The sequence below is a fragment of the Nonomuraea sp. LPB2021202275-12-8 genome (genome assembly GCF_037044575.1).
GTDB lineage: Bacteria > Actinomycetota > Actinomycetes > Streptosporangiales > Streptosporangiaceae > Nonomuraea.
Genome location: NZ_JBAHWD010000031.1, coordinates 1 through 18549, shown reverse-complemented (window position 1 = coordinate 18549; position 18549 = coordinate 1). Strand labels below are relative to the sequence as shown.

Sequence of the window (18549 nt, the reverse complement as noted above, 5' to 3'; positions counted from 1 at the left end):
GGGCATGCGGTGACCGGAAAGGGGTAGCAGGTCAGAGCCGTTTCCGTGCTCTACGGGGGGAGAGGGTCCCATGATCACCCCGAAGTCACATACGCGGACGTCACGGACGCCCATCCAGACCGCCGCGCTCTGCGTGGGTGTGGTCTTCCTGCTGGTCGGAGTGCTCGGGTTCATCCCGGGCGTCACGACCAACTTCGACACCATGCAGTTCGCCGGCCACCACTCCGAGGCGATGCTGCTGGGCGTTTTCCAGGTGTCCATCCTGCACAACATCGTCCACCTGCTGTTCGGGATCGCGGGCGTGCTCATGGCCCGCACCGTCGCCGCCGCGCGGCTGTTCCTTATCGGCGGCGGGATCATCTACCTGGTCCTGTGGCTCTACGGACTGTTCATCGACCAGGGGAGCGGCGCGAACTTCGTGCCGGTCAACACGGCCGACAACTGGCTGCACTTCGTGCTGGGGGTCGCCATGATCCTCCTGGGCACGGTGCTGGCCCGCCTGACGAGTCACGCCCGGCACCGGTGACGCTTCGGCGCAGGGCCAAACATGGCTGGGTTAACGTCGCGGTATGGCTGTTGACCAGGCTGACCACAGTGCACGTGATGCCGACATCGCCCCGGTGGCGGCGCTGATCGCCGATCCGACCAGGGCTGCCATCCTGACGGCGCTGCTCGGCGGGCGCGCGCTGGCCGCGGGGGAGCTGGCCCGGCTGGCCGGGGTGAGCGCCGCGACCGCGAGCGCGCACCTGGCCCGGCTGCTCGACGGCGGGCTGGTGGACGTGATGCGGCAGGGCCGCCACCGCTACTACCGCCTGGCCGGGCACGAGGTGGCGGAGGTGCTGGAGGTGCTGGCCAGGGTCAGCGGCCGGCCGCCCGTGCGGTCCCTGCGCCAGTCGCGGCAGGCCCGGCTGCTGGAGGAGGCCCGCACCTGCTACGACCACCTCGCGGGCCGGGCCGGGGTGGCGCTGCTCGACGGGCTGCGGGCGAGCGGCTGCCTGGACGGCGAGGAGGTGACCGCGGAGGGTGAGCGGCTGCTGTCGGGTCTGGGCGTGGACGTGGCGGGCGCGCGGAAGGCCAGGCGCAGGTTCGCGCCCGAGTGCCTGGACTGGACCGAGCGCCGGTCCCACCTCGGCGGCGCGCTCGGCGCGGCGATCACCGGGGTGCTGCTGGAGCGCGACTGGTACCGGCCGGGGACGACGCCTCGCGCGGTGACCCTGACCGACGAGGGCAGGAGGGGGTTGGCGGCGCTGTTCTCCAGTAAGGAGCTAACATCGCATACGCCAGTTACCTAAGCGGGAGAGTCAAACATGCGCGACACCGGAGTCGTGAACGTCGGTCCCGAGCCCCTGACCTTCGACGATGTCATCAAGGTGGCGCGCCACGGCGCCCCCGTGCGGCTCACGGACGACGCGATGGCCGCCGTCGCGGCGGCGCGGCAGCGCGTGGACGAGCTGGCCGAGAGCCCGGTCCCCGCGTACGGCGTCTCGACCGGATTCGGCGCGCTGGCCACCCGGCACATCGACCCGGCGCTCCGTGCGCAGCTGCAGCGCTCGCTGGTGCGCTCGCACGCCGCGGGCAACGGTCCCGAGGTGGAGACCGAGGTCGTGCGCGCCCTCATGCTGCTGCGCCTGCACACCCTGGCGACCGGCCACACCGGCATCAGGCCGACCACCGCCAAGACGCTGGCCGCGGTCCTCAGCGCGGGGATCACGCCGATCGTGCACGAGTACGGCAGCCTGGGCTGCTCGGGTGACCTGGCCCCGCTGTCGCACGTCGCCCTCACCCTCATGGGCGAGGGCGTCGTACGGGACAGCACGGGAAACGTCACGGAAGCCGCCGAGGCGTTGAAGCAGGCCGGGATCGACCCGGTCGAGCTGGCCGCCAAGGAGGGCCTGGCGCTCATCAACGGCACCGACGGCATGCTCGGCATGCTCGTCATGGCCATCGACGACCTGAACAAGCTCGTCAGGACCGCCGACGTCAGCGCCGCGATGAGCGTTGAGGCCCTGCTCGGCACCGACCGGGTCTTCGCCCCCGAGCTCCAGGCGCTGCGCCCGCACCCCGGCCAGGCGGCCGCGGCCGCGAACATGACGCGGATCCTGGCCGGCTCCGGCATCATGGCCAGCCACCGCGACCCGGAGAACTGCACGCGCGTCCAGGACGCCTACTCCCTGCGCTGCGCCCCCCAGGTCGCCGGGGCGGCCCGCGACACGATCGCGCACGCGACGACGGTCGCCACCTGGGAGCTCGCCAGCGCCGTCGACAACCCGGCCGTGCTCGCCGACGGCCGCGTGGAGTCCAACGGCAACTTCCACGGCGCCCCCATCGGCTACGTCCTCGACTTCCTGGCCATCGTCGCCGCCGACCTGGCCTCGATGTCCGAGCGCCGCACCGACCGCTTCCTCGACGTGGCCCGCAACCACGGCCTGCCCGCCTTCCTGGCCGACGACCCCGGCGTCGACTCCGGCCACATGATCGCCCAGTACACGCAGGCGGCCATCGTGTCGGAGCTGAAGCGCCTGGCCGTCCCCGCCAGCGTCGACTCCATCCCCAGCTCGGCCATGCAGGAGGACCACGTCTCGATGGGCTGGTCGGCCGCCCGCAAGCTGCGCCGGTCGGTCGACGGGCTCACCCGGGTGCTGGCGATCGAGGTGCTCACCGCCGCCCGCGCCCTCGACCTGCGCCGCCCCCTCACGCCCGCCCCCGCGACGGCGGCCGTGGTCGACGCGCTGCGCGAGACGGTCCCCGGGCCCGGGCCCGATCGCTTCCTCGCACCGGAGATCGACTCCGCGGTCCGCCTGGTCGCCGACGGCGCGGTGGTGGAGGCGGTCGAGTCGGTGACGGGCCCGCTCGCCTAGCGGGCGGCCGGCAGCGCGACGATCGCGTCCATCTCCAGCAGCAGACCGGGCATGAACAGCCGCGACACCTCCACCGTCGTGCTCGCGGGCGGCGTGCCGGTGATGTACTTCCTGCGGACCTGCCCGTACTCCATGCGCTGGTCCATGTCGACGAGGTACGTGCGCAGGAAGGCGATGTCGTCGAACGTGGCGCCCTGGTCGGCCAGGATGCGCGACAGGCACCCGAAGACATGCTCGGCCTGGGCCGTCATGGAGCCCTCACCGACCAGCTCGCCCTGCTCGTCGAAGGCCGCCTGGCCGGACACGTAGAGCATGTCGCCGACCCGCACCGCGTGCGAGTAGAAGCCGTTGGTGGCCGGGACCGTCGGCGGGTTGAGCGGGACCGCCCGGCTCTTCGGCGGCGCGGGGCTCACGTGCTCGGCGATGGCCGTCACGTCGCGCTCGCCCAGGCCCGCCGCCTCGGCCTCCCGCAGGCGCTCGCTAGCGGCGCCCGCCAGCGAGGCGCCCGGCCAGGCGGCCAGGCCGAGGTCCTTGGCCGCCAGGCCGAGCGCGTAACGGGTCTCCGGCGCGGGCGCCCGCAGGCGCTCCGCCAACGCCCCGAGCGGGGTGCCCGACAGCACGTCGGCCAGCGCGTCTCGATCGATCCCGTGCGCCTGGCCGTACGCGAAGGTCTCCGCGAGCAGCACCTGGGCGGGCACGAGCGCGCTCATGACGGCGATCTTCATCGCCGCGCCCGCGCCCAGCGGGCCGAGCTCGCGCACCGTCCCGAACACCTCGAGCACCTCGCGGCAGCCCGACACGTCACCGCCCGCGAGCACCGTCAGGGTGCCGTCCGCCGCAGGGGCGACGCTGCCCAGCACGGGCGCGTCCACCAGATTCACCTCCGGGGGCAGCAGCTCGCGCAGCTCGTGCACGGCCTCGGGGCCGATCGTGGACATCTCCACCACCGTCACGCCGGGCCGCAGCCCCGGCAGCGCCGACGCCAGCACCTCGCGCACCGCCGCCGGGTCCCGCAGCATCGTGATGACCAGGTCGGCCCCGTCCACCGCCGCCGCGGGGGTGACCCCGGTGCCGCGCCGCCACGTCGTCGTCTTGTGCCCGGCCTCGCTGAGCCGCCGGGCCATGGGGACGCCCATGCGTCCCTGTCCGAGAAATGCAATCACGTCCCACAGTGAAGCGGAATGCGTGGTATTCCACCAGCGACTATCCTGCATGTCAGCCATGCCTGATGTGAATGCCTTCGATGCCAGCGCCCTGCGCCTCTTCGACGAGGTCGCCAGGAGCGGATCCTTCACGGCCGCAGCCGAGCTGCTCGGCTATACCCAGTCGGCGGTCTCCCGCCGCGTCGCCGCGCTCGAACGCGCCGCGGGCGGGCCGCTCTTCGAGCGGCTGGCCAGAGGTGTACGTCTCACGCCCGCCGGAGTCGCGCTGCGGAGGCACGCGGCCGAGGTGCTCGACCGGCTCGACCGCGCGGGCGAGGAGCTGGCCGCCATCCACGCCGGCAGCGGCGGGACGCTGCGCGTCGGCGCGTTCGCCACCGCCAACGTGGACCTGGTGCCGGCCGCCCTGAAACGGTTCGCCGAGCGGCATCCGCGCGTCGAGCTGCGGCTCGTCGAAGGGCTCAGCCCACGGCTGACCGACCGGCTGCAGGCCGGGGCGCTGGACCTCGCGGTGATCAGCGACTACCCGGCCGGGCTGCCCGCCGCCGGAGGGCGGATCGTGCCGCTGGGCGAGGACAACCTGCTGGTCGCGCTGCCGCGCGGGCACCGGCTGGCCGCCGACGACGCCGTGGACCTGCGCGACCTCGCCGGTGAGCGGTGGATCGAGGCGGCGCCGCGCGGCCAGCCGACCCTGCTCCAGACCGCCTGCGCCGCCGCCGGGTTCACGCCCCGCAGCGGGCTGCGGGTGGCCGAGTGGTCGGGCAAGTTCGGCTGCGTCGCCGCCGGGCTCGGCGTCACGCTCGTGCCCGGGCTGGCGGCCCGCGCCGTGCCGGCCGACCTGGTGCTCCGGCCGCTGCGCGGCCAGATGCCCGTACGCAGGGTGTACGCGGCCCTTCCGGACCTGCCGCTGCCGGCCGCGCTGGAGCTCACCGGAATGCTGGGAGAATGGCAGGTGTGTACGACGGCTACGCGCACCTGAGTCACCGGCTCGCCACCGGCCTGCGGGACGTGACGAGCGACCTCGCCGCGCTCGACGGCGAGGGCTGGTGGGCTGTCGTGGTCGACTTCGAGGGCAAGGTGACGTGCGCCCGCTTCGACCAGGTTCGTCGTGCCCCGCTGCCCCGGCCGCGAGGCGCCTGGCACGGCCCGCGCCCCGGCGAGTGGCGCAGCTCCCTCGACCAGGCGGCCTACGAGCGCGGCGTCCAGGCCATCCGCGACGAGATCGAGCGCGGAGAGGTCTACCAGGCCAACCTGTGCCGGGTGCTGACCGCGCCCGTCGCCCGCGACGCCGATCCGCTGGCGCTGGCCGCGCGGCTCGCGACCGGCAATCCGGCCCCCTACTCCGCCGTCATCCAGGTGCCCGGGCTCTCCGTGGTGTCGGCCTCGCCGGAGCTCTACCTGTCGCGCGACGGCGACCTGGTCGAGTCCAGGCCGATCAAGGGCACCGGCGTCACGGCCGGCGACCTGCTGGAGAAGGACTACGCTGAAAACGTCATGATCGTCGATCTGGTGCGCAACGATCTCGGCAGGGTCGCGGCCGTCGGCTCCGTCGAGGTTCCCGAGCTCTGCGCCGTCGAGGAGCACCCCGGCCTGGTCCATCTCGTGTCCACCGTCCGGGCCAGGCTCGAGCCGGGGGCCGGATGGCCGGAGCTGTTCGCCGCCACGTTCCCGCCGGGCTCGGTGACCGGCGCCCCCAAGTCGTCGGCGCTGCGCATCATCGATGAGCTCGAACCCGAGCCGCGCGGCCCCTACTGTGGGGCAGTGGGCTGGGTCGACGCCGACCGTGGCACGGGCGCGCTGGCCGTGGGCATCCGGACGTTCTGGATCAGCGGCGGCGAGATCCGCTTCGGCACCGGAGCAGGCATCACCTGGGGCAGCGACCCCAGGCGGGAGTGGCTCGAAACCGAGCTCAAAGCGTCCAGGCTCATAGCACTGGCATCCTCAGGAGGAAATTGATGAACATCCCTGTCTGGGTAAACGGGGAGCTGCTCGACCCCGCACGGGCCACCGTCTCGGTGTTCGACCACGGGCTGATGGTCGGCGACGGCGTCTTCGAGACGGTGAAGATCGTGCACGGCAGGTCGTTCGCCCTCACCAGGCATCTCGACCGGCTCAAGCTCTCCGCCCAGCGCATGGACCTGCCCGAGCCCGACGTCGACGCGATCGCCGACGGCATCGGCCAGTGCCTGGCCGCCGCGCCCGACTGGCCGCTCGGCCGCATCCGCATCACCTACACCAGCGGCCCGGGCCCGCTCGGCTCCGACCGCGGCGACCAGGGCACCACCTCGGTCGTGATCGTCGACGAGCAGAAGCCGTTCCCCGCAGCCGCGAACGTCACGGTCGTCCCCTGGCCCCGCAACGAGCGAGGCGCCCTGTCCGGCGTCAAGAGCACCTCCTACGGCGACAACGCCAAGGCCCTCGCCTACGCCAAGGCGCGCGGCGGCGGCGAGGCCATCTTCGGCAACCTCGCCGGCGACCTGTGCGAAGGCACCGGCTCCAACATCTTCATCGTCCGCGACGGTCGGCTGCTCACCCCTACCCTCGCCTCCGGCTGCCTGGCGGGCGTCACCCGGGCGCTGGTCGCCGAGTGGTTCGGGGCCGACGAGACGGACGTGCCGCTGCAGGCGCTCTACGGCGCCGAGGAGGCGTTCCTCACCTCCACCACCCGCGACATCCAGCCGATCGCGCTCGTCGACGAGACCGAGCTGCCGGTCGCGCCGGGCCCGATCACCCTCAAGGCCATGCGCGTCTTCGCCGAGCGCTCCGCCGCCGACCTCAACCCCTGACCCCGTTGCCGGCAGGCCCGCTGCGCCCGGGGGATCCCGAGCGGCTCGGCGACCATCGCATCCTGGGCCGCCTCGGCGAGGGCGGCCAGGGCATCGTCTACCTGGGCACGACGCCCGGCGACGAGCGCGTGGCCATCAAGGTGCTGACCGGCGGCCTCGACCGGTCGTTCGAGCGCGAGCTCGCCGCCGCCCGGCAGGTCGCCGAGTTCTGCACGGCCCGTGTCATCGCCGCAGACCTCGACCACCGGCCGCCGTATGTCGTCAGCGAGTTCATCGACGGCCCCACCCTGCACCAGGTCTCGCCCCTGCGCGGAGCCGCCCTGACGCGGGTGGCCATCGCCACCGCGACCGCGCTCACCGCCATCCACCGGGCCGGCGTGGTGCACCGCGACTTCAAACCCGCGAACGTGCTGATGGCCGCCGACGGGCCGCGCGTCATCGACTTCGGCATCGCCAGGCTCGCCGACTCCACCACCGCCGGCAGCGGGATCGTCGGCACGCCGCGTTACATGGCGCCCGAGCAGTTCGGCGACCGCCCGGTCGGCTCCGCCGCAGACGTGTTCGCCTGGGGGTGCACGATGGTGTTCGCGGCGACGGGCCACACGCCGTTCGGCGGCGACAGCATCCCGGCCGCCATCCATCGGATCTTATCCAGCGAGCCCGACCTTTCCGGCCTGGCCGAGCCGCTGCGCTCCATCGTGCTGCGCTGCCTGGACAAGGATCCGGCGCGCCGTCCCGCGGCCAGGGACGTGCTGTTCGACCTGCTGGGCGAGAGCCGGCCGGCAGGGGAGGCCGAGGCGCTGCGGCAGGGCGCCATCGCCGCCGCGCCCGCCTCCGTCTCACGCCGCAACCTGCTGGTCGGGGCGGGAGTCCTGAGCGCGGCGCTGGCCGCCACCGCCGCCATCGTGTGGCGGCAGGCGTCAGGAGGGCCGGTGACGGTCACCGCCTCACGATCGGCGACGAGCACGCTGTCGCCCACCGGGACACCGACTGGGAACACCAGCGAGACGCCCGTGGCCGGGACGCCGCCGCCCGCCCAGCCGCAACCCCTCGCGGCGGCGCTGCAGGCCGCCCTCGCCGTCACCCCCATGGCCGACTTCGTCCATGACGGCGGCCTGTCCCAGAGCGACTTCTACGCCACCGCCAAGGGCCGGCTCGTCTACGATCCCGTCTCCCAGGACGGTGCCAACAGCGTGAACTTCGCCATGACCATCACCACGTCAAGCGGGGACGACGAGGTCGTGGTCATCGGCGAGGGCGATCGTGAGGGCGTCTACCTCAACGGGCGCAAGGCCAAGGGCGCGGGCGAGGACGGGATCGAGCTGCACGCCCGCTTCGTCGCGTCGGCGTCCTCCGTCGGCGTCCTCGCCGACGTGGTCGCGCTCACCCCCAAGCTGAGCGCGAACGGCCGCGTCTACGCTGGCTCCCTCGTCGCCACCGGCGTGCCCCAGAGCCTGCAGGACATCCTGACCGAGATCGCCGGCGGCTGGAGCAGGGAGGAGCTGGCGCAGAGCACTCTGAGCTGGCAGCTCACGCTGGACGGGCAGGACCGTCCGCGCGCGTTCAAGCTGGTGTGGAGAGCGCCGATCCAGGAGGCCGTGCTCACGTCCTCCTGGACCACCACCTACAGCGGCTGGCGCACCGGCACCATAAGGGCGCCCCAGTAGCCGGCTCTCAGTAGGTCTTCTGCGTCTGGACGTTGAAGTCGTCCATCTTGACCTGCTTGGCCGGGTCGGTCAGGGGGTCGTTGATCTCGATGACGTCCAGGCCCAGGCGGATGTCGGACGAATACACGTACCCGTTGTAGTAGTAGGCCGACCAGGAGCCGGCGATGCCGCCCTCTTCACCCTCGAACGGGCCGCGCTCGAAGAAGCCGATCTCCTTCGGGTTGGCGGAGTCGGTGAAGTCGATGAACGACACGCCGCCCTGATACCAGGCCTGGACCATGATGTCCTTGCCCGGCACCGGCAGCAGGGACCCGTTGTGGGCCACGCAGTTCTCGTCCGGCTGCTGCTCGCGCGGGATCTTGAAGTAGCCGCGCTTGTGCAGCTGGCCGTCGGTCAGGTCGTAGACGGCGTTCGCGCCCTTGGTGACCGGCGTCTTGCCATCGCACGTCGGCGAGGAGCCGCCGCCCAGTTCGTCGCCGAACAGGACCTTCGTCGCGTCGTTGTTGAACGTCGCGGAGTGCCAGATCTGGAAGTTCTCCTTGTCGCTGATCTGCTGCAGCAGCTTGGGCTTCACCGGGTCGGCGATGTCCAGCAGCACGCCGTCGCCGAAGCAGGCGCCGGCGGCCAGGTTCTTCTCCGGGTAGGCGGTGATGTCGTGGCAGCCGGAGCCGCCCTCCTGGCCCTCGATGGGGATGTCAGGCGAGGCCACGACCCTGGCGGACTTCGGGTCGTCCACCGGGACTTCCACGATCTGGAGCAGCTTGTGCGGCGGCGGGCACGTCGTGGAGTCCGGCTCGGGGCCGGGGGAGGAGACGTACACGTAGAGCTTGTCGTCCTTGGGCACCATCGTGTGCGTGTGCGAGCCGCACTCGGTGGCCACGGAGGAGACGTACTGGGGGCTCTTCTTGTCGCTGATGTCGAAGATGCGCAGGCCCTCCCAGGTGCGCTCGTCCTCGGTCGAGTCGCAGCCCTCGCCGCTGCGCGGCTCGTCGACCGACAGGATCAGCAGGTTCCCGTGCACGGAGACGTCGTTCTGCTGGGCCGGGCAGGCCACCTTGCTCACCGTCCTGGGCGCGGCCGGGTCGCTGATGTCGAAGATCGAGAACCCGCCGAAGTTGCCCACGAACGCGTAGTCGCCCTGGAAGGCCAGGTCGGTGTTCCAGTCGGACTCGCCGTCGAGCGGCGCCGAAGGGGGGACGTTGACGACGTGTTTGACGTTGTCACTGGTCATGACCTCGCCGGGCGGAAGGCTGCTCGACGGCGTGTCCGATCCTTGCGTCGGTGGCGCGGCCGTCGGTTGGGCCGGGCTCGCCGCACACGCGGCCACCAGCAGAAAGGCCGCACACAGAGCTGCCCCACGTAGCCTGCCGAAGATCACGCCTGTCCCCCTCGTCGCATAGCTCAGTATGGAAGGTATGCCAGAGACGTCCCGAGTGCGCGCGCTATTTGTCACAGTTCTGCTGATATCTGCGCTATCGGGATGCGGGCAGGAGCCGGAGCGGCCGTCAGCGGTGGGCACCGACGCGCCCGTGATCGTCCCGAAGGGACCGGGGGAGACGGGCCGGACGGCGACACCCGGCGAGCGGGTGGGACGACTCCCGGCGACCCCGGCGGCGGCCGACGTGCGCTTCGCCGAAGGCATGATCCCGCACCACCGGCAGGCCCTGGAGATGACCGGCCTGGCGCCGAACCGCACCACCACCCGGTCGATCCGCACCATCGCCGACCAGATCGCACTCACCCAGCAGCCCGAGATCAAGGTCATGTCGGACTGGCTGACGACCGTCGGCCGCCCCGTCCCCGGCACCCACGCGCACGGCGAGGACGGCTACGGCATGGCGACGGAGGCACAGCTGACGGCCCTGCGCGCGGCCAGGGGCGCGGCCTTCGACCGGATGTTCCTGGAGCTCATGATCAGGCACCACGAGGGCGCGGTGAAGATGGCGGGGGAACAGATCGCGGGCGGCCGGGACCAGCGGATGCGCCTGATGGCCAGGGATGTGGCCGCCGGCCAGAGCATCGAGATCACCAGGATGCGCGAGACCCTGGACGGGCTGCCCGGCTGAAGGAGGACGCTCTAGGAGGGCCAGAGCATGTTGGTCAACTCCGCGTCCAGATCCATGTAGTCGGCCTCCCGGCCCGCGGGCACCTTCTCGTACGTCCTGTGCAGGAACTCCGTCAGCGGAGCCAGCGGCACCTCGAACAACGCCTGCCCGAACGGGGAGGTCAAACTGATGTGCAGCGTGCGCTCGCCGTCGGCGCGCGCGGGCCACACCTGTACGTCGCCGTCGCCGACGCGCCTCACGATGCCCACAGTCAGCAGTTCGCGGGCGAAGATCCACTCGACCGGTTCGTCGTTCCCTACGTGGAAAGCCATGCGGATGGCGTACGGATCGTCGGCTGTGTAGCTCAGTCCGGCGAGCAGGGGGACGGTAGTACGGTCGGGGACCACAAGCCGAAGGCCAAGCTCGGCGGAGACGGTGGTGCTGTTCATCGTCAGCCAAACCTTTTCGTCGTAGGTCCCCTCTACGGGGCTTTCACTGCTCTTGCGGACTTCGGTCCATGAGCTATGACGCGGAACGAAGAAACCTGTAGGAAAGATTCCGCTCCGAGGCCCTTCTGTAACGCAACTCACAGCTGGACATTTAGGCATCTACCTGGCTAAACGGCATCAATCGGGTCGTATTTGCAAGGGTTTTGCGTGTTGCGGAGCCTGGTCCCGCGAGGCTCCAAGAACGTTCTCAACATGGATCACGATCGGCGTCTACCCGGGACAGGACGATGGTATGCCACCCGGCCGCTACACCGGTGGGCAACCGCCGCCTTTAACCCGAATCATCCACCCCGACCGCCCTCGCCGTTTCGCCACCGGGTCCCGCGATGCGGTATGGTTTTCTCCGTCGGCACCGCGAGGAGCTGGCAGGGCTGGGCGATTAGCTCAGGGGGAGAGCGCTTCGTTCACACCGAAGAGGTCACTGGTTCGATCCCAGTATCGCCCACCAGCTCGAAGGCCGCCTCCCAAACGGGAAGGCGGCCTTTTTGATCTTGTTCAGGTCCGACGCCCGATAGGTGCCGGCGGTGTCGCCCTCGTTGTTCCACAGGTACTGGCTGCGGTTCCAGTACCCGCTGGACGTCCCGTCATTCCCCGAGCCGGAGCGTACGGTCACGGTCTTGCCGGGCTTCAGCAGGAAGCCAAGGAAGCGGTACTTGTAGCCCGTCTTGTCCCTGAGGACCCAGTCCCGACTGGAAGCTCTTGCGGGTGGTGTTCTTCAGCACCACGTACTCCGCGTCGAGGGAGGTGTTGGAGCGGCGGTCGGCGCCGGGCTGTCGTACTAGACCTTCACGATCTGCACCGCCGGGGCGGCGGCCTGAGCCGGCGCAGCGGCGAGGGTGGCGAGCAGGGCCGTCCCGGCGACGGCGGCGGGAACGAGACGTGCGAGCACAGCGGCTCCTGTGAGTTCGGGGGATGGAACGTGACAGAAGTGAGACGACGGAACCTGTGATCGAGTTGTCATGCAGCGCTGTCCACATGCGACAACAGAGGCGGGGGCGTGCCCACGACCATGCCGATGCCAAAGTGCAGCAGGTGGCTGACCGCCTGCCGTCATCCGTGGCGGTAGCGGCCGGAGAAGCGACCGTGCAGGAGTGGCAGGACGCCCGAGACGAACGCATGCGCTGCCTGAGTGCGATGAGGGATCATCCCGTGGTGGGTGGAGGCCGGCGATCCGATCGCGGCCGAGAAGGCGTTGCGGGAGGCGGCCCGCTCCTGACGTGGCGGTGGATGGCACTAGGCAACGCGGCGGCGGAGCGGGATGATCTCGACCAGGTCGGCGAGATCGACGTGGCGGGCCACCTGGCAGACGGTGGCGCGGTAGTCGAGGAGGTGGCGGCGCCCGTGAACGGTCTGGGTGACGCGGAGGCGTGGCCGGTCGTCGAGGATGATCGGCTCGACTTCGATGCCGTTGGGGCCGTGCCATATTGCCGCACCCGGAATCTATACAAACCGGACGAAGCGTCCTAATCTGGTCTCGCCCCAGTCCGGGGGACTGGGGCCCAAACGCGAAGGCAAGCCTCTGCCCGCAGGGGAGCGGGACCGGGGCTCTCACGCTCTAGTACTCCAGTGACACTTCGCGATCATGGTTCCGATCTGCGCTGGTAGTGGCAGCGCCGGGCTGTGGCCTGGTGTCGGCGGCGCCAGTTCGACCAGCGCAGAACGTGCGCGATGGGACGGCTCCGGGTCAGCGCGAGTTCGCTCAGCAGCCGGCGGATTTCGGGCAGTGTCAGCGGAATGCGGTCGGTGTCGGTGTTGGCCGGCTGGGCGGCGGCGATGGCGGACAGGAAGGCCAGGGCGAGCATCGCCAGCGTGATGTGCCGATGCCAGGCCGTCCAGCCGCGTACCTGGTAGTGGTCCAGCCCGACCTGGCCTTTGGCGGCTTGGAAGGACTCCTCCACCGCCCACCGGACACCCGCGATCTTCACCAGGGCCATCAGCGGCATCGGTGTGGGCGCGCCACAGCGGTAGAAGGCGAGCTCACCGGTGGTCAGGTTGCGGCGGATCAGTAGCCACCGGTATCCCTGCGGTTCGGCTTCGATGCACGCCCATGCCCAGGCATACCAGCGCGGGCCTTTGGCGCCTTGTCCGGCGCGGTAGCGGTGCCAGTGCCGATCGGCCACGTCGGCGGCGATGTCGGCCGCGCTGCGGTCGGCCCCATCCAGGTTCACCCGCCGGTTGCCCGCGATCGCCAGCACGTAGCCGACGTGGCGCCGCTCCAGCAGGGCCCGCAGGCGCGGGTCTTGGCCGTAGACCTCGTCACCGCTGACCCAGCGTGCGGCCAGTCCGGCATCCAGCGCGGCGGCGATCATTTCGGCGGCCAGGGCGGGCTTGGTGGCGAAGGTGGCCTGCTCGGGCACTCCGGCCTCGGCGCATCGGCCGGGGTCGGCCAGCCAGGAGTGCTGGGGCAGGTAGAGCCGCCGGTCCAGCAGCGTGCGCCCGCGAGGGGTGGCGTAGGCGAGGAACACGCCGACCTGGCTGTTCTCGATCCTGCCCGCCGTACCGGTGTATTGCCGCTGTACCCCCGCCGAACGGGCGCCCTTCTTGAGGAAGCCGGTCTCATCCACGATCAGTACTCCGCCCTCGCCGAGCTGCTCGATGACGTAGTCGCGCAGGTCATCGCGGACGGCGTCGACGTCCCAGCGCGCGGTGCGCAGCAGGCGTTGCATCGTCTGCGGGCCGGTCAGCCCGGCGTGCTCGGCCAGGTTCCAGCAGTTCTTGCGGTCAAGGCCGGACAACAGCCCGCGCACGTAAGCGGTGGCGGCGCGGCGTGGCTCGATGCGGCCGAACCTGCCCGCGATCCGGCTCATCAGGTCGTTGAAGGTGACCATCCAGCCGTCGGGGTCTACAGTGTCGGCCACGGCCATCACGCGATCTTCAGATGTCTTCACAAACTCCGAATGATCACGTGGTGGCCGTCTTCATGCCACCTCCAGACCCAAGATCGCAAAGTGTCACTGGAGTACTAGGTGATGGGCCTGGACGGATGTGTGACGTTGTGGCGCGAGATGAGTTGCTGGACCACCCGCGCGTGGGTGTCGTCATCGAGAGGCTCCAACGCCTCCACCAGCCCCTCGATGGCGTGCAGCTCCGCGTCGTCGCTTTTCTTCATACCCATTGTCCTCTCACGTGGTCGTCTCGGTGCTCCGGTTGGAGAACAGTGACAGGTCCAGCAGCGGTTGGGTGAGCCGCCGCTGCCGGCGGACGAACAGCACGCCGACAACCAGTCCAAGGACGATGGCGGCCGCGGGGACCCACGTGAAGCCGTCCTTGGCCATCTCCTTGATGCCGTACACCACCGCCAGCGCCGCCATCAGCGACATCGCCGTGCTCGGCAGGTCCAGCCGGGCGGGCTGCGGATCGCGGTACTCAGGCAGCAGGATCGGCCCGAGGGCCACCAGCAGCACCATGACCGGCACCGCCGCCAGGAACACCGATCCCCACCAGAAGTACTCCAACATCACGCCGCCCACCAGCGGGCCCACGGCTCCGCCGGCCATGAAGCTGGCCATCCAGATGGTGATGGCGGTCGTGCTTTGCCGCGGGTCGTGGAACATGACGCTGATCAGCGAGAGGGTGGAGGGGCCCAGCGCCGCCCCGGCGAGGCCGAGCAGCGCGCGGGCGGCGATCAGTGTCTCGGCGGTGGGGGCGTAGGCGGCCAGCACGGAGGCGGCTCCGAACGTGGCCGCGCCGATCAGCAGGACCCGCCGCCGGCCGACGCGAGCCCAGGGCGCCCATGGGGATCAGCGCGCCGGCGATGAGGAAGCCGTAGATGTCGGTGATCCACAGCAGCTGGGAGGCGCTGGGATCGATATCGGCACTCAGGCGCCGGTGATGGCGCAGTCGGCGCCGACCTGGGGTGGTTCGACGGCCTCGGCGATGAGGACCTCCTGGCGGGTGTTGCAGCGGTCGCGGTCGGCGTCGACCCAGTGGCGGAAGGCCGAGCGTAGGTAGCCGTCGCGGGTCTCGCCCGCGGCGGGCAGGGCGTCCACGGCGTTCCACAGCATGACGATGTCGGCTGGCGCGGCGCCCAGGCGGCGGGCGGGGAGGCGGCGAGGAGGAGCGTCGCGCCGGCCGCGACGGACAGGAGAGTGCGCTGCTGGGGGAACGGCATGAAAGCCTCCAATGATAACTACTGAGCGTTGCGATCTTGTGCGTAAGGTAGTCATCGTTGGCTGTTGGGCTGTGGCGATGCGGTGACAGCCTCGTATGCTCAGCCGTCCCCTTCAGGGACCGCTCGCCCGTATGCGAACCCGTGCAGGCTGCGTCCGGTGAGAAGGAAGTACGTGGCCAAGCGGATTCCCGGCCCCTGTGCCGTGGGCCACGGCTCCCGTGGCTCCGGCAGGTGGACGCGGCAGCCGTGTCTGCCTTCGGGCAGTGCGTGTGGTGCGAGCTAGCCTGGCAACGTGGACATCACCGCTGGTAGCTACACGTTGGGACCCGAGTCCGGTCGGCTCCTCGTCCATACCAGGCGTACCGGGTTGGGCGCGAAGGCCGGCCATGATCTCATCATCGAGGTCACCCGTTGGCGCGGCGACGCCACGGTCGACACCGCCGACCCGGCGAACTCCTCGGTGATCCTGGAGATCGACGCCGAGTCGCTCCACGTCCTAAAAGGAACCGGTGGCGTCAAGCCGCTCACGGATTCCGATCGTGGGGAGATCGAGAAGATCCTTCGGGAGAAGATCCTCCACACCGCTCGCCACCCAACGATCACCTTCCGATCGACGACGGCCGGTGGGACCGCCGAGTCGTTCCAGGTGGAGGGCGATCTCACCATTGTCGGCGTCACACGACCCGTCGCGGTACAGGCCTCGCTGGCCGAGGGCCGCGTACACGGCTCTGCGACCATCGTGCAGACGCGATGGGGGATTCGGCCCTATTCGGCGTTGTTCGGCGCACTCAAAGTCAGCGACGAAGCCGAGGTGCGCTTCGACGTCGGCCTCGTATCGAAGCAGTGATCCCGCGGCCGGGCGTCAAGTGCAGGGGGACGAGCGATTCGCGACCGCTCACGCTCGGTTGAGCAGCGCGGGCCGAGGCCAGTGACACCTAAGCCGCCGAGTGTTTGGAGCATCTGCTGACGGACTGCGCGAGCAGGGTGAGTTGCGGGAGCGGATCGCAGCCGGTGACGCGCATGCCGCCGCGTGGCTACCCATCGTGCTGGGCCCGGCTGGCGACCGACATCAAGTCTGTGTAGGCCCGCTGACGAAGTCTCCACGCTGAACTACCACTCGCGTTGGGGTTCACTGGCTGCCCGTAGCTCACCGTGGGCGTTATGTATGCCCCAGCGAGCCGGTTGACCGGCCTGCCGCATGAGGCCTTCGGCTAGGCCCAGGGATGTGATGCCTGACGTCGAGAGGAAGCGGAGCAGCTACGCGGGGTCGCCGGTCGCGTGATTGAGCAAGCAGGAGTTGACGTGTCCCGCGCATGGCAGGAGAACTGAAGCGACTCGGTCCCTCGACGAAGGAGCGCGGTTGTACCTCCACAGCAGGCCTGCCCGCGCCGACAAGCCGAACGAGGACTATGTGGCCGCCGCTGGCGGCACTCTGACGCAGGCCATCCTGCTCGACGGCGCCGGCGGACCATCGGAACTTCCCACCGGCTGCCGCCACGGCACACCTTGGTATGTCGCCCAGCTGGCTGACGCCGCCATGGCCCACATGCGCAACCCGATGATCGGGCTGAAGAGCGCACTGCAACGGGCCATCGCCACGGTCACCGACGAGCACCGCGACTACTCCTGCGACCTTGACCATCCCGGTACGCCGTCCAGCACGGTGGTCATGGTGCGGCACATGGCCGACACGGTGGAATACCTGGTGCTCGGCGACTCCACCTTCGTCGCCGACGTCAACGGCGAGATCGTCGCTGTCTCAGACAAGCGCATCGACCAGGTGGGCGCCGACCTGAGGAAGGCCATGGCAGCCTCACCCACAGGGATGCCTGAGCACCAGGCGGCGCGCATCCGGTTCGTCGAGCACCAGCGGCGGATGAGGAACAAGCCCGGCGGCTACCCTTGCGTCGGCACCGTCCCCGAGGTCGCCCACGAGGCGCTGACCGGAACACTGCCATCCGCAGAAGTGCGGCGCATCTCGCTGCTGTCTGACGGTGCGACGCGGTTCGTGGAGTTCGGGCTTGGCTTGTGGACCGACCTTTTCGACATTCTCGGGTCGGCCACGCCCGGCCGACTTTTCGACCAGGTGCGGGAGGCCGAAGCAGAGGACCCTAAGGGTGAGCGTTGGCCGCGTGCGAAGCGGCACGACGATATCGCAGCCATCTACGTGGAAGGCGCCGAGCTGTGATGAACGGCCTCGGCCGTCCCTAGCCAAGGCCTGGCAAGAAGATCGTCGGCCGCAAGCGGGGAATCCTGACCGACAACCTCGGCCTACTCCTGGCCATCACCGTCGTCGCCGATCTGTCCGACAACGCCATCGGCAAGACCCTGCTCACCCAAGCCAGCCGTACCTATCCCACGATCGCCAAGTGTGATTGTCCGTTCGTTCGTTCGTCCGTCCGCGTCTGTCGCGTCCACTACACGCGCAGACGCGCGGACGGACGCGGATGGTGGACGCGGACGATTACGGATCGTGTACCTCTGGGAGGGCGCGCCAGCGTCCCCGCGCCACCTGTTCGACCTGACGGGCACGGCTCAGATCCTGGAGTCCTTGTGGAAGGATCTATATCCGAACGAGTTCCCGTTCTGAGGAGGTGTGTAGATGGATCATCGAGCACTCTTCCAGTCGGTCGCACATCGGCCTCACGTCCATGGCCTGGACGGATCCTATGAGGGCGCCGTAGCCTTCGTCCTCGGGTTCGACGCGGCCACCGAAGGGGGTGTCCTCTGCGGTCTCCGGGAATGGCTTATTGTCCGCACTGGCGGTGGAAATAATCTCGCGTGGCCAGCTCTAATAGCGAGAGCTATCAAAGATGAATCTCCAGGCGAAGCAGCGGCGGGAACCAGAAGCGCACGGCTCTTCGGACTCTTGGATGAGTTTTTCGAGGAGCGAGCCGGCCCGAATGGTCTTCTGCGCATCCATGGGCGCTACATCGAATGGCTGAGAAAGCAGGATTGGTTTCGGCCTGAGATGCTTGACTAGCTAATGCGTTGAGGCTCGGAAGCCTTCTTTGATACATAAAGAATCCCCCGATGGGTTCAATTCCTGCGAGGGATTCTCGGCTGTTGACGGCTACAGCGGTCGTGATCTTTTTCTGACGGCTACGTCTCCGGCTCGTCACCGAGAGCCCCCGGCATGGTTCGATGGCGTCGCGCTGGAGGCGGAGTCGGACGTGGGCGTAGACGTCGGCGGTGATGGCGATGTGGGCGTGGCCGTTCGCACTCAGCAGGTAAAGAATGGACGCCCTATCAAGAGGCCGAGGTCAATCCATCAGGCTCAGGCGGTCGACTTTCTACTAAAGGAAAGACGCGCGATCGAGGCGTCAGGCGAAGAGCCCGTCAAAAACCGACTCGTCCGACCGATCGCTCGCTGCAATCGGCGCCGTACTGGGAACGACGGGAGCGACACTCAC

Annotated in this window: 18 protein-coding genes, 1 tRNA gene and 1 pseudogene; 13 read left to right on the top strand and 7 right to left on the bottom strand. The window is 69.7% G+C overall.

Going from position 1 to position 18549, the window contains the following annotated elements; translation table 11 throughout:
- Positions 1-70: 70 nt before the first annotated feature.
- From V5E28_RS37410 to hutH, 3 genes are read left to right on the top strand one after another with little or no spacing between them, the layout of a single operon-like run.
- Positions 71-526: a DUF4383 domain-containing protein gene (locus V5E28_RS37410; RefSeq protein ID WP_336214157.1), complete on the top strand. Its 456-nt coding sequence runs from the start codon at positions 71-73 to the stop codon at positions 524-526.
- Positions 527-569: 43 nt separating this feature from the next.
- A complete protein-coding gene (locus V5E28_RS37405) occupies positions 570-1292 on the top strand; it encodes an ArsR/SmtB family transcription factor (protein ID WP_336214155.1) in 723 nt (240 codons plus the stop codon).
- 15 nt (positions 1293-1307) lie between these two features.
- Entirely contained in the window at positions 1308-2858 is a 1551-nt protein-coding gene (hutH, locus tag V5E28_RS37400; protein ID WP_336214154.1) for a histidine ammonia-lyase, read from the top strand.
- Here the strand turns inward: hutH and V5E28_RS37395 are convergent.
- Positions 2855-4021, bottom strand: coding sequence for a Rid family hydrolase (locus V5E28_RS37395; RefSeq protein ID WP_336214152.1), 1167 nt, complete (start codon positions 4019-4021; stop codon positions 2855-2857). The genes hutH and V5E28_RS37395 overlap by 4 nt on opposite strands.
- 58 nt (positions 4022-4079) lie before the next feature.
- Here V5E28_RS37395 and V5E28_RS37390 point away from each other — a divergent pair, with 58 nt between their 5' ends.
- From V5E28_RS37390 to V5E28_RS37375, 4 genes are read left to right on the top strand one after another with little or no spacing between them, the layout of a single operon-like run.
- The gene (locus tag V5E28_RS37390) at positions 4080-4997 is read left to right on the top strand and encodes a LysR family transcriptional regulator (protein ID WP_336214151.1); all 918 of its coding nucleotides are present in this window, start codon (positions 4080-4082) and stop codon (positions 4995-4997) included.
- Positions 4964-5974 carry a chorismate-binding protein gene (locus tag V5E28_RS37385; RefSeq protein ID WP_336214150.1) on the top strand — a complete coding sequence of 337 codons (1011 nt, stop codon included), beginning with the start codon at positions 4964-4966 and terminating at the stop codon, positions 5972-5974. Before V5E28_RS37390 ends, V5E28_RS37385 begins: the two co-directional genes overlap by 34 nt.
- The gene (locus V5E28_RS37380; RefSeq protein ID WP_336214149.1) at positions 5974-6804 is read left to right on the top strand and encodes an aminotransferase class IV; all 831 of its coding nucleotides are present in this window, start codon (positions 5974-5976) and stop codon (positions 6802-6804) included. The genes V5E28_RS37385 and V5E28_RS37380 overlap by 1 nt, the downstream gene beginning before the upstream one ends.
- 5 nt (positions 6805-6809) lie before the next feature.
- Positions 6810-8471 (top strand): serine/threonine-protein kinase, encoded by a 1662-nt coding sequence (locus tag V5E28_RS37375; RefSeq protein WP_336214148.1) that lies wholly within the window; start codon positions 6810-6812, stop codon positions 8469-8471.
- Positions 8472-8478: 7 nt separating this feature from the next.
- On the opposite strand, the gene V5E28_RS37370 is transcribed toward V5E28_RS37375, so the two are convergent.
- Complete coding sequence (locus V5E28_RS37370) at positions 8479-9702, bottom strand: LVIVD repeat-containing protein (protein WP_336214147.1); 1224 nt, start codon at positions 9700-9702, stop codon at positions 8479-8481.
- Positions 9703-10000: 298 nt separating this feature from the next.
- Between V5E28_RS37370 and V5E28_RS37365 the strand changes: the two genes are divergently transcribed.
- A complete protein-coding gene (locus tag V5E28_RS37365; RefSeq protein WP_336214145.1) occupies positions 10001-10537 on the top strand; it encodes a DUF305 domain-containing protein in 537 nt (178 codons plus the stop codon).
- Positions 10538-10548: 11 nt separating this feature from the next.
- Here V5E28_RS37365 and V5E28_RS37360 read toward each other — a convergent pair whose 3' ends face one another.
- Entirely contained in the window at positions 10549-10965 is a 417-nt protein-coding gene (locus V5E28_RS37360) for an SsgA family sporulation/cell division regulator (RefSeq protein WP_189143653.1), read from the bottom strand.
- Positions 10966-11398: 433 nt separating this feature from the next.
- On the opposite strand from V5E28_RS37360, the gene V5E28_RS37355 reads away from it, so the two are divergent.
- A tRNA-Val gene (locus V5E28_RS37355) sits at positions 11399-11473 on the top strand.
- A 584-nt stretch (positions 11474-12057) separates the two neighbouring features.
- Complete coding sequence (locus V5E28_RS37350; protein ID WP_336214143.1) at positions 12058-12492, top strand: hypothetical protein; 435 nt, start codon at positions 12058-12060, stop codon at positions 12490-12492.
- A gap of 113 nt (positions 12493-12605) precedes the next feature.
- On the opposite strand, the gene V5E28_RS37345 is transcribed toward V5E28_RS37350, so the two are convergent.
- The 4 genes from V5E28_RS37345 to V5E28_RS37330 all read right to left on the bottom strand — a co-directional run bounded on the left by V5E28_RS37345 (position 12606) and on the right by V5E28_RS37330 (position 15029).
- Entirely contained in the window at positions 12606-13832 is a 1227-nt protein-coding gene (locus V5E28_RS37345) for an IS701 family transposase (RefSeq protein ID WP_336214303.1), read from the bottom strand.
- 155 nt (positions 13833-13987) lie between these two features.
- Positions 13988-14134: a hypothetical protein gene (locus V5E28_RS37340; protein WP_336214141.1), complete on the bottom strand. Its 147-nt coding sequence runs from the start codon at positions 14132-14134 to the stop codon at positions 13988-13990.
- 13 nt (positions 14135-14147) lie between these two features.
- Entirely contained in the window at positions 14148-14717 is a 570-nt protein-coding gene (locus V5E28_RS37335; protein ID WP_336214302.1) for an MFS transporter, read from the bottom strand.
- 126 nt (positions 14718-14843) lie between these two features.
- The gene (locus V5E28_RS37330; RefSeq protein WP_336214139.1) at positions 14844-15029 is read right to left on the bottom strand and encodes a hypothetical protein; all 186 of its coding nucleotides are present in this window, start codon (positions 15027-15029) and stop codon (positions 14844-14846) included.
- Between the two features lie 399 nt (positions 15030-15428).
- On the opposite strand from V5E28_RS37330, the gene V5E28_RS37325 reads away from it, so the two are divergent.
- The 3 genes and pseudogenes from V5E28_RS37325 to V5E28_RS37315 all read left to right on the top strand — a co-directional run.
- Positions 15429-15983, top strand: a complete 555-nt coding sequence (locus V5E28_RS37325) for a YceI family protein (protein ID WP_336214137.1) — start codon at positions 15429-15431, stop codon at positions 15981-15983.
- A 513-nt stretch (positions 15984-16496) separates the two neighbouring features.
- On the top strand, positions 16497-17324 hold the full coding sequence (locus V5E28_RS37320; protein ID WP_336214135.1) for a protein phosphatase 2C domain-containing protein: 828 nt from the start codon (positions 16497-16499) through the stop codon (positions 17322-17324).
- Between the two features lie 35 nt (positions 17325-17359).
- Positions 17360-17506 (top strand): annotated as a pseudogene (locus V5E28_RS37315) (IS5/IS1182 family transposase); the annotation flags it as partial.
- Between the last annotated feature and the right edge of the window lie 1043 nt (positions 17507-18549).

Excerpts from the sequence above, each read along its gene's own strand:
- V5E28_RS37410 (WP_336214157.1), top strand. The coding sequence starts at position 71 with ATGATCACCCCGAAGTCACATACGCGGACGTCACGGACGCCCATCCAG.
- V5E28_RS37405 (WP_336214155.1), top strand. The coding sequence starts at position 570 with ATGGCTGTTGACCAGGCTGACCACAGTGCACGTGATGCCGACATCGCC.
- hutH (WP_336214154.1), top strand. The coding sequence starts at position 1,308 with ATGCGCGACACCGGAGTCGTGAACGTCGGTCCCGAGCCCCTGACCTTC.
- V5E28_RS37390 (WP_336214151.1), top strand. The coding sequence starts at position 4,080 with ATGCCTGATGTGAATGCCTTCGATGCCAGCGCCCTGCGCCTCTTCGAC.
- V5E28_RS37385 (WP_336214150.1), top strand. The coding sequence starts at position 4,964 with ATGGCAGGTGTGTACGACGGCTACGCGCACCTGAGTCACCGGCTCGCC.
- V5E28_RS37380 (WP_336214149.1), top strand. The coding sequence starts at position 5,974 with ATGAACATCCCTGTCTGGGTAAACGGGGAGCTGCTCGACCCCGCACGG.
- V5E28_RS37370 (WP_336214147.1), bottom strand. The coding sequence starts at position 9,702 with ATGACCAGTGACAACGTCAAACACGTCGTCAACGTCCCCCCTTCGGCG.
- V5E28_RS37360 (WP_189143653.1), bottom strand. The coding sequence starts at position 10,965 with ATGAACAGCACCACCGTCTCCGCCGAGCTTGGCCTTCGGCTTGTGGTC.
- V5E28_RS37345 (WP_336214303.1), bottom strand. The coding sequence starts at position 13,832 with ATGAGCCGGATCGCGGGCAGGTTCGGCCGCATCGAGCCACGCCGCGCC.
- V5E28_RS37340 (WP_336214141.1), bottom strand. The coding sequence starts at position 14,134 with ATGAAGAAAAGCGACGACGCGGAGCTGCACGCCATCGAGGGGCTGGTG.
- V5E28_RS37330 (WP_336214139.1), bottom strand. The coding sequence starts at position 15,029 with ATGCTGTGGAACGCCGTGGACGCCCTGCCCGCCGCGGGCGAGACCCGC.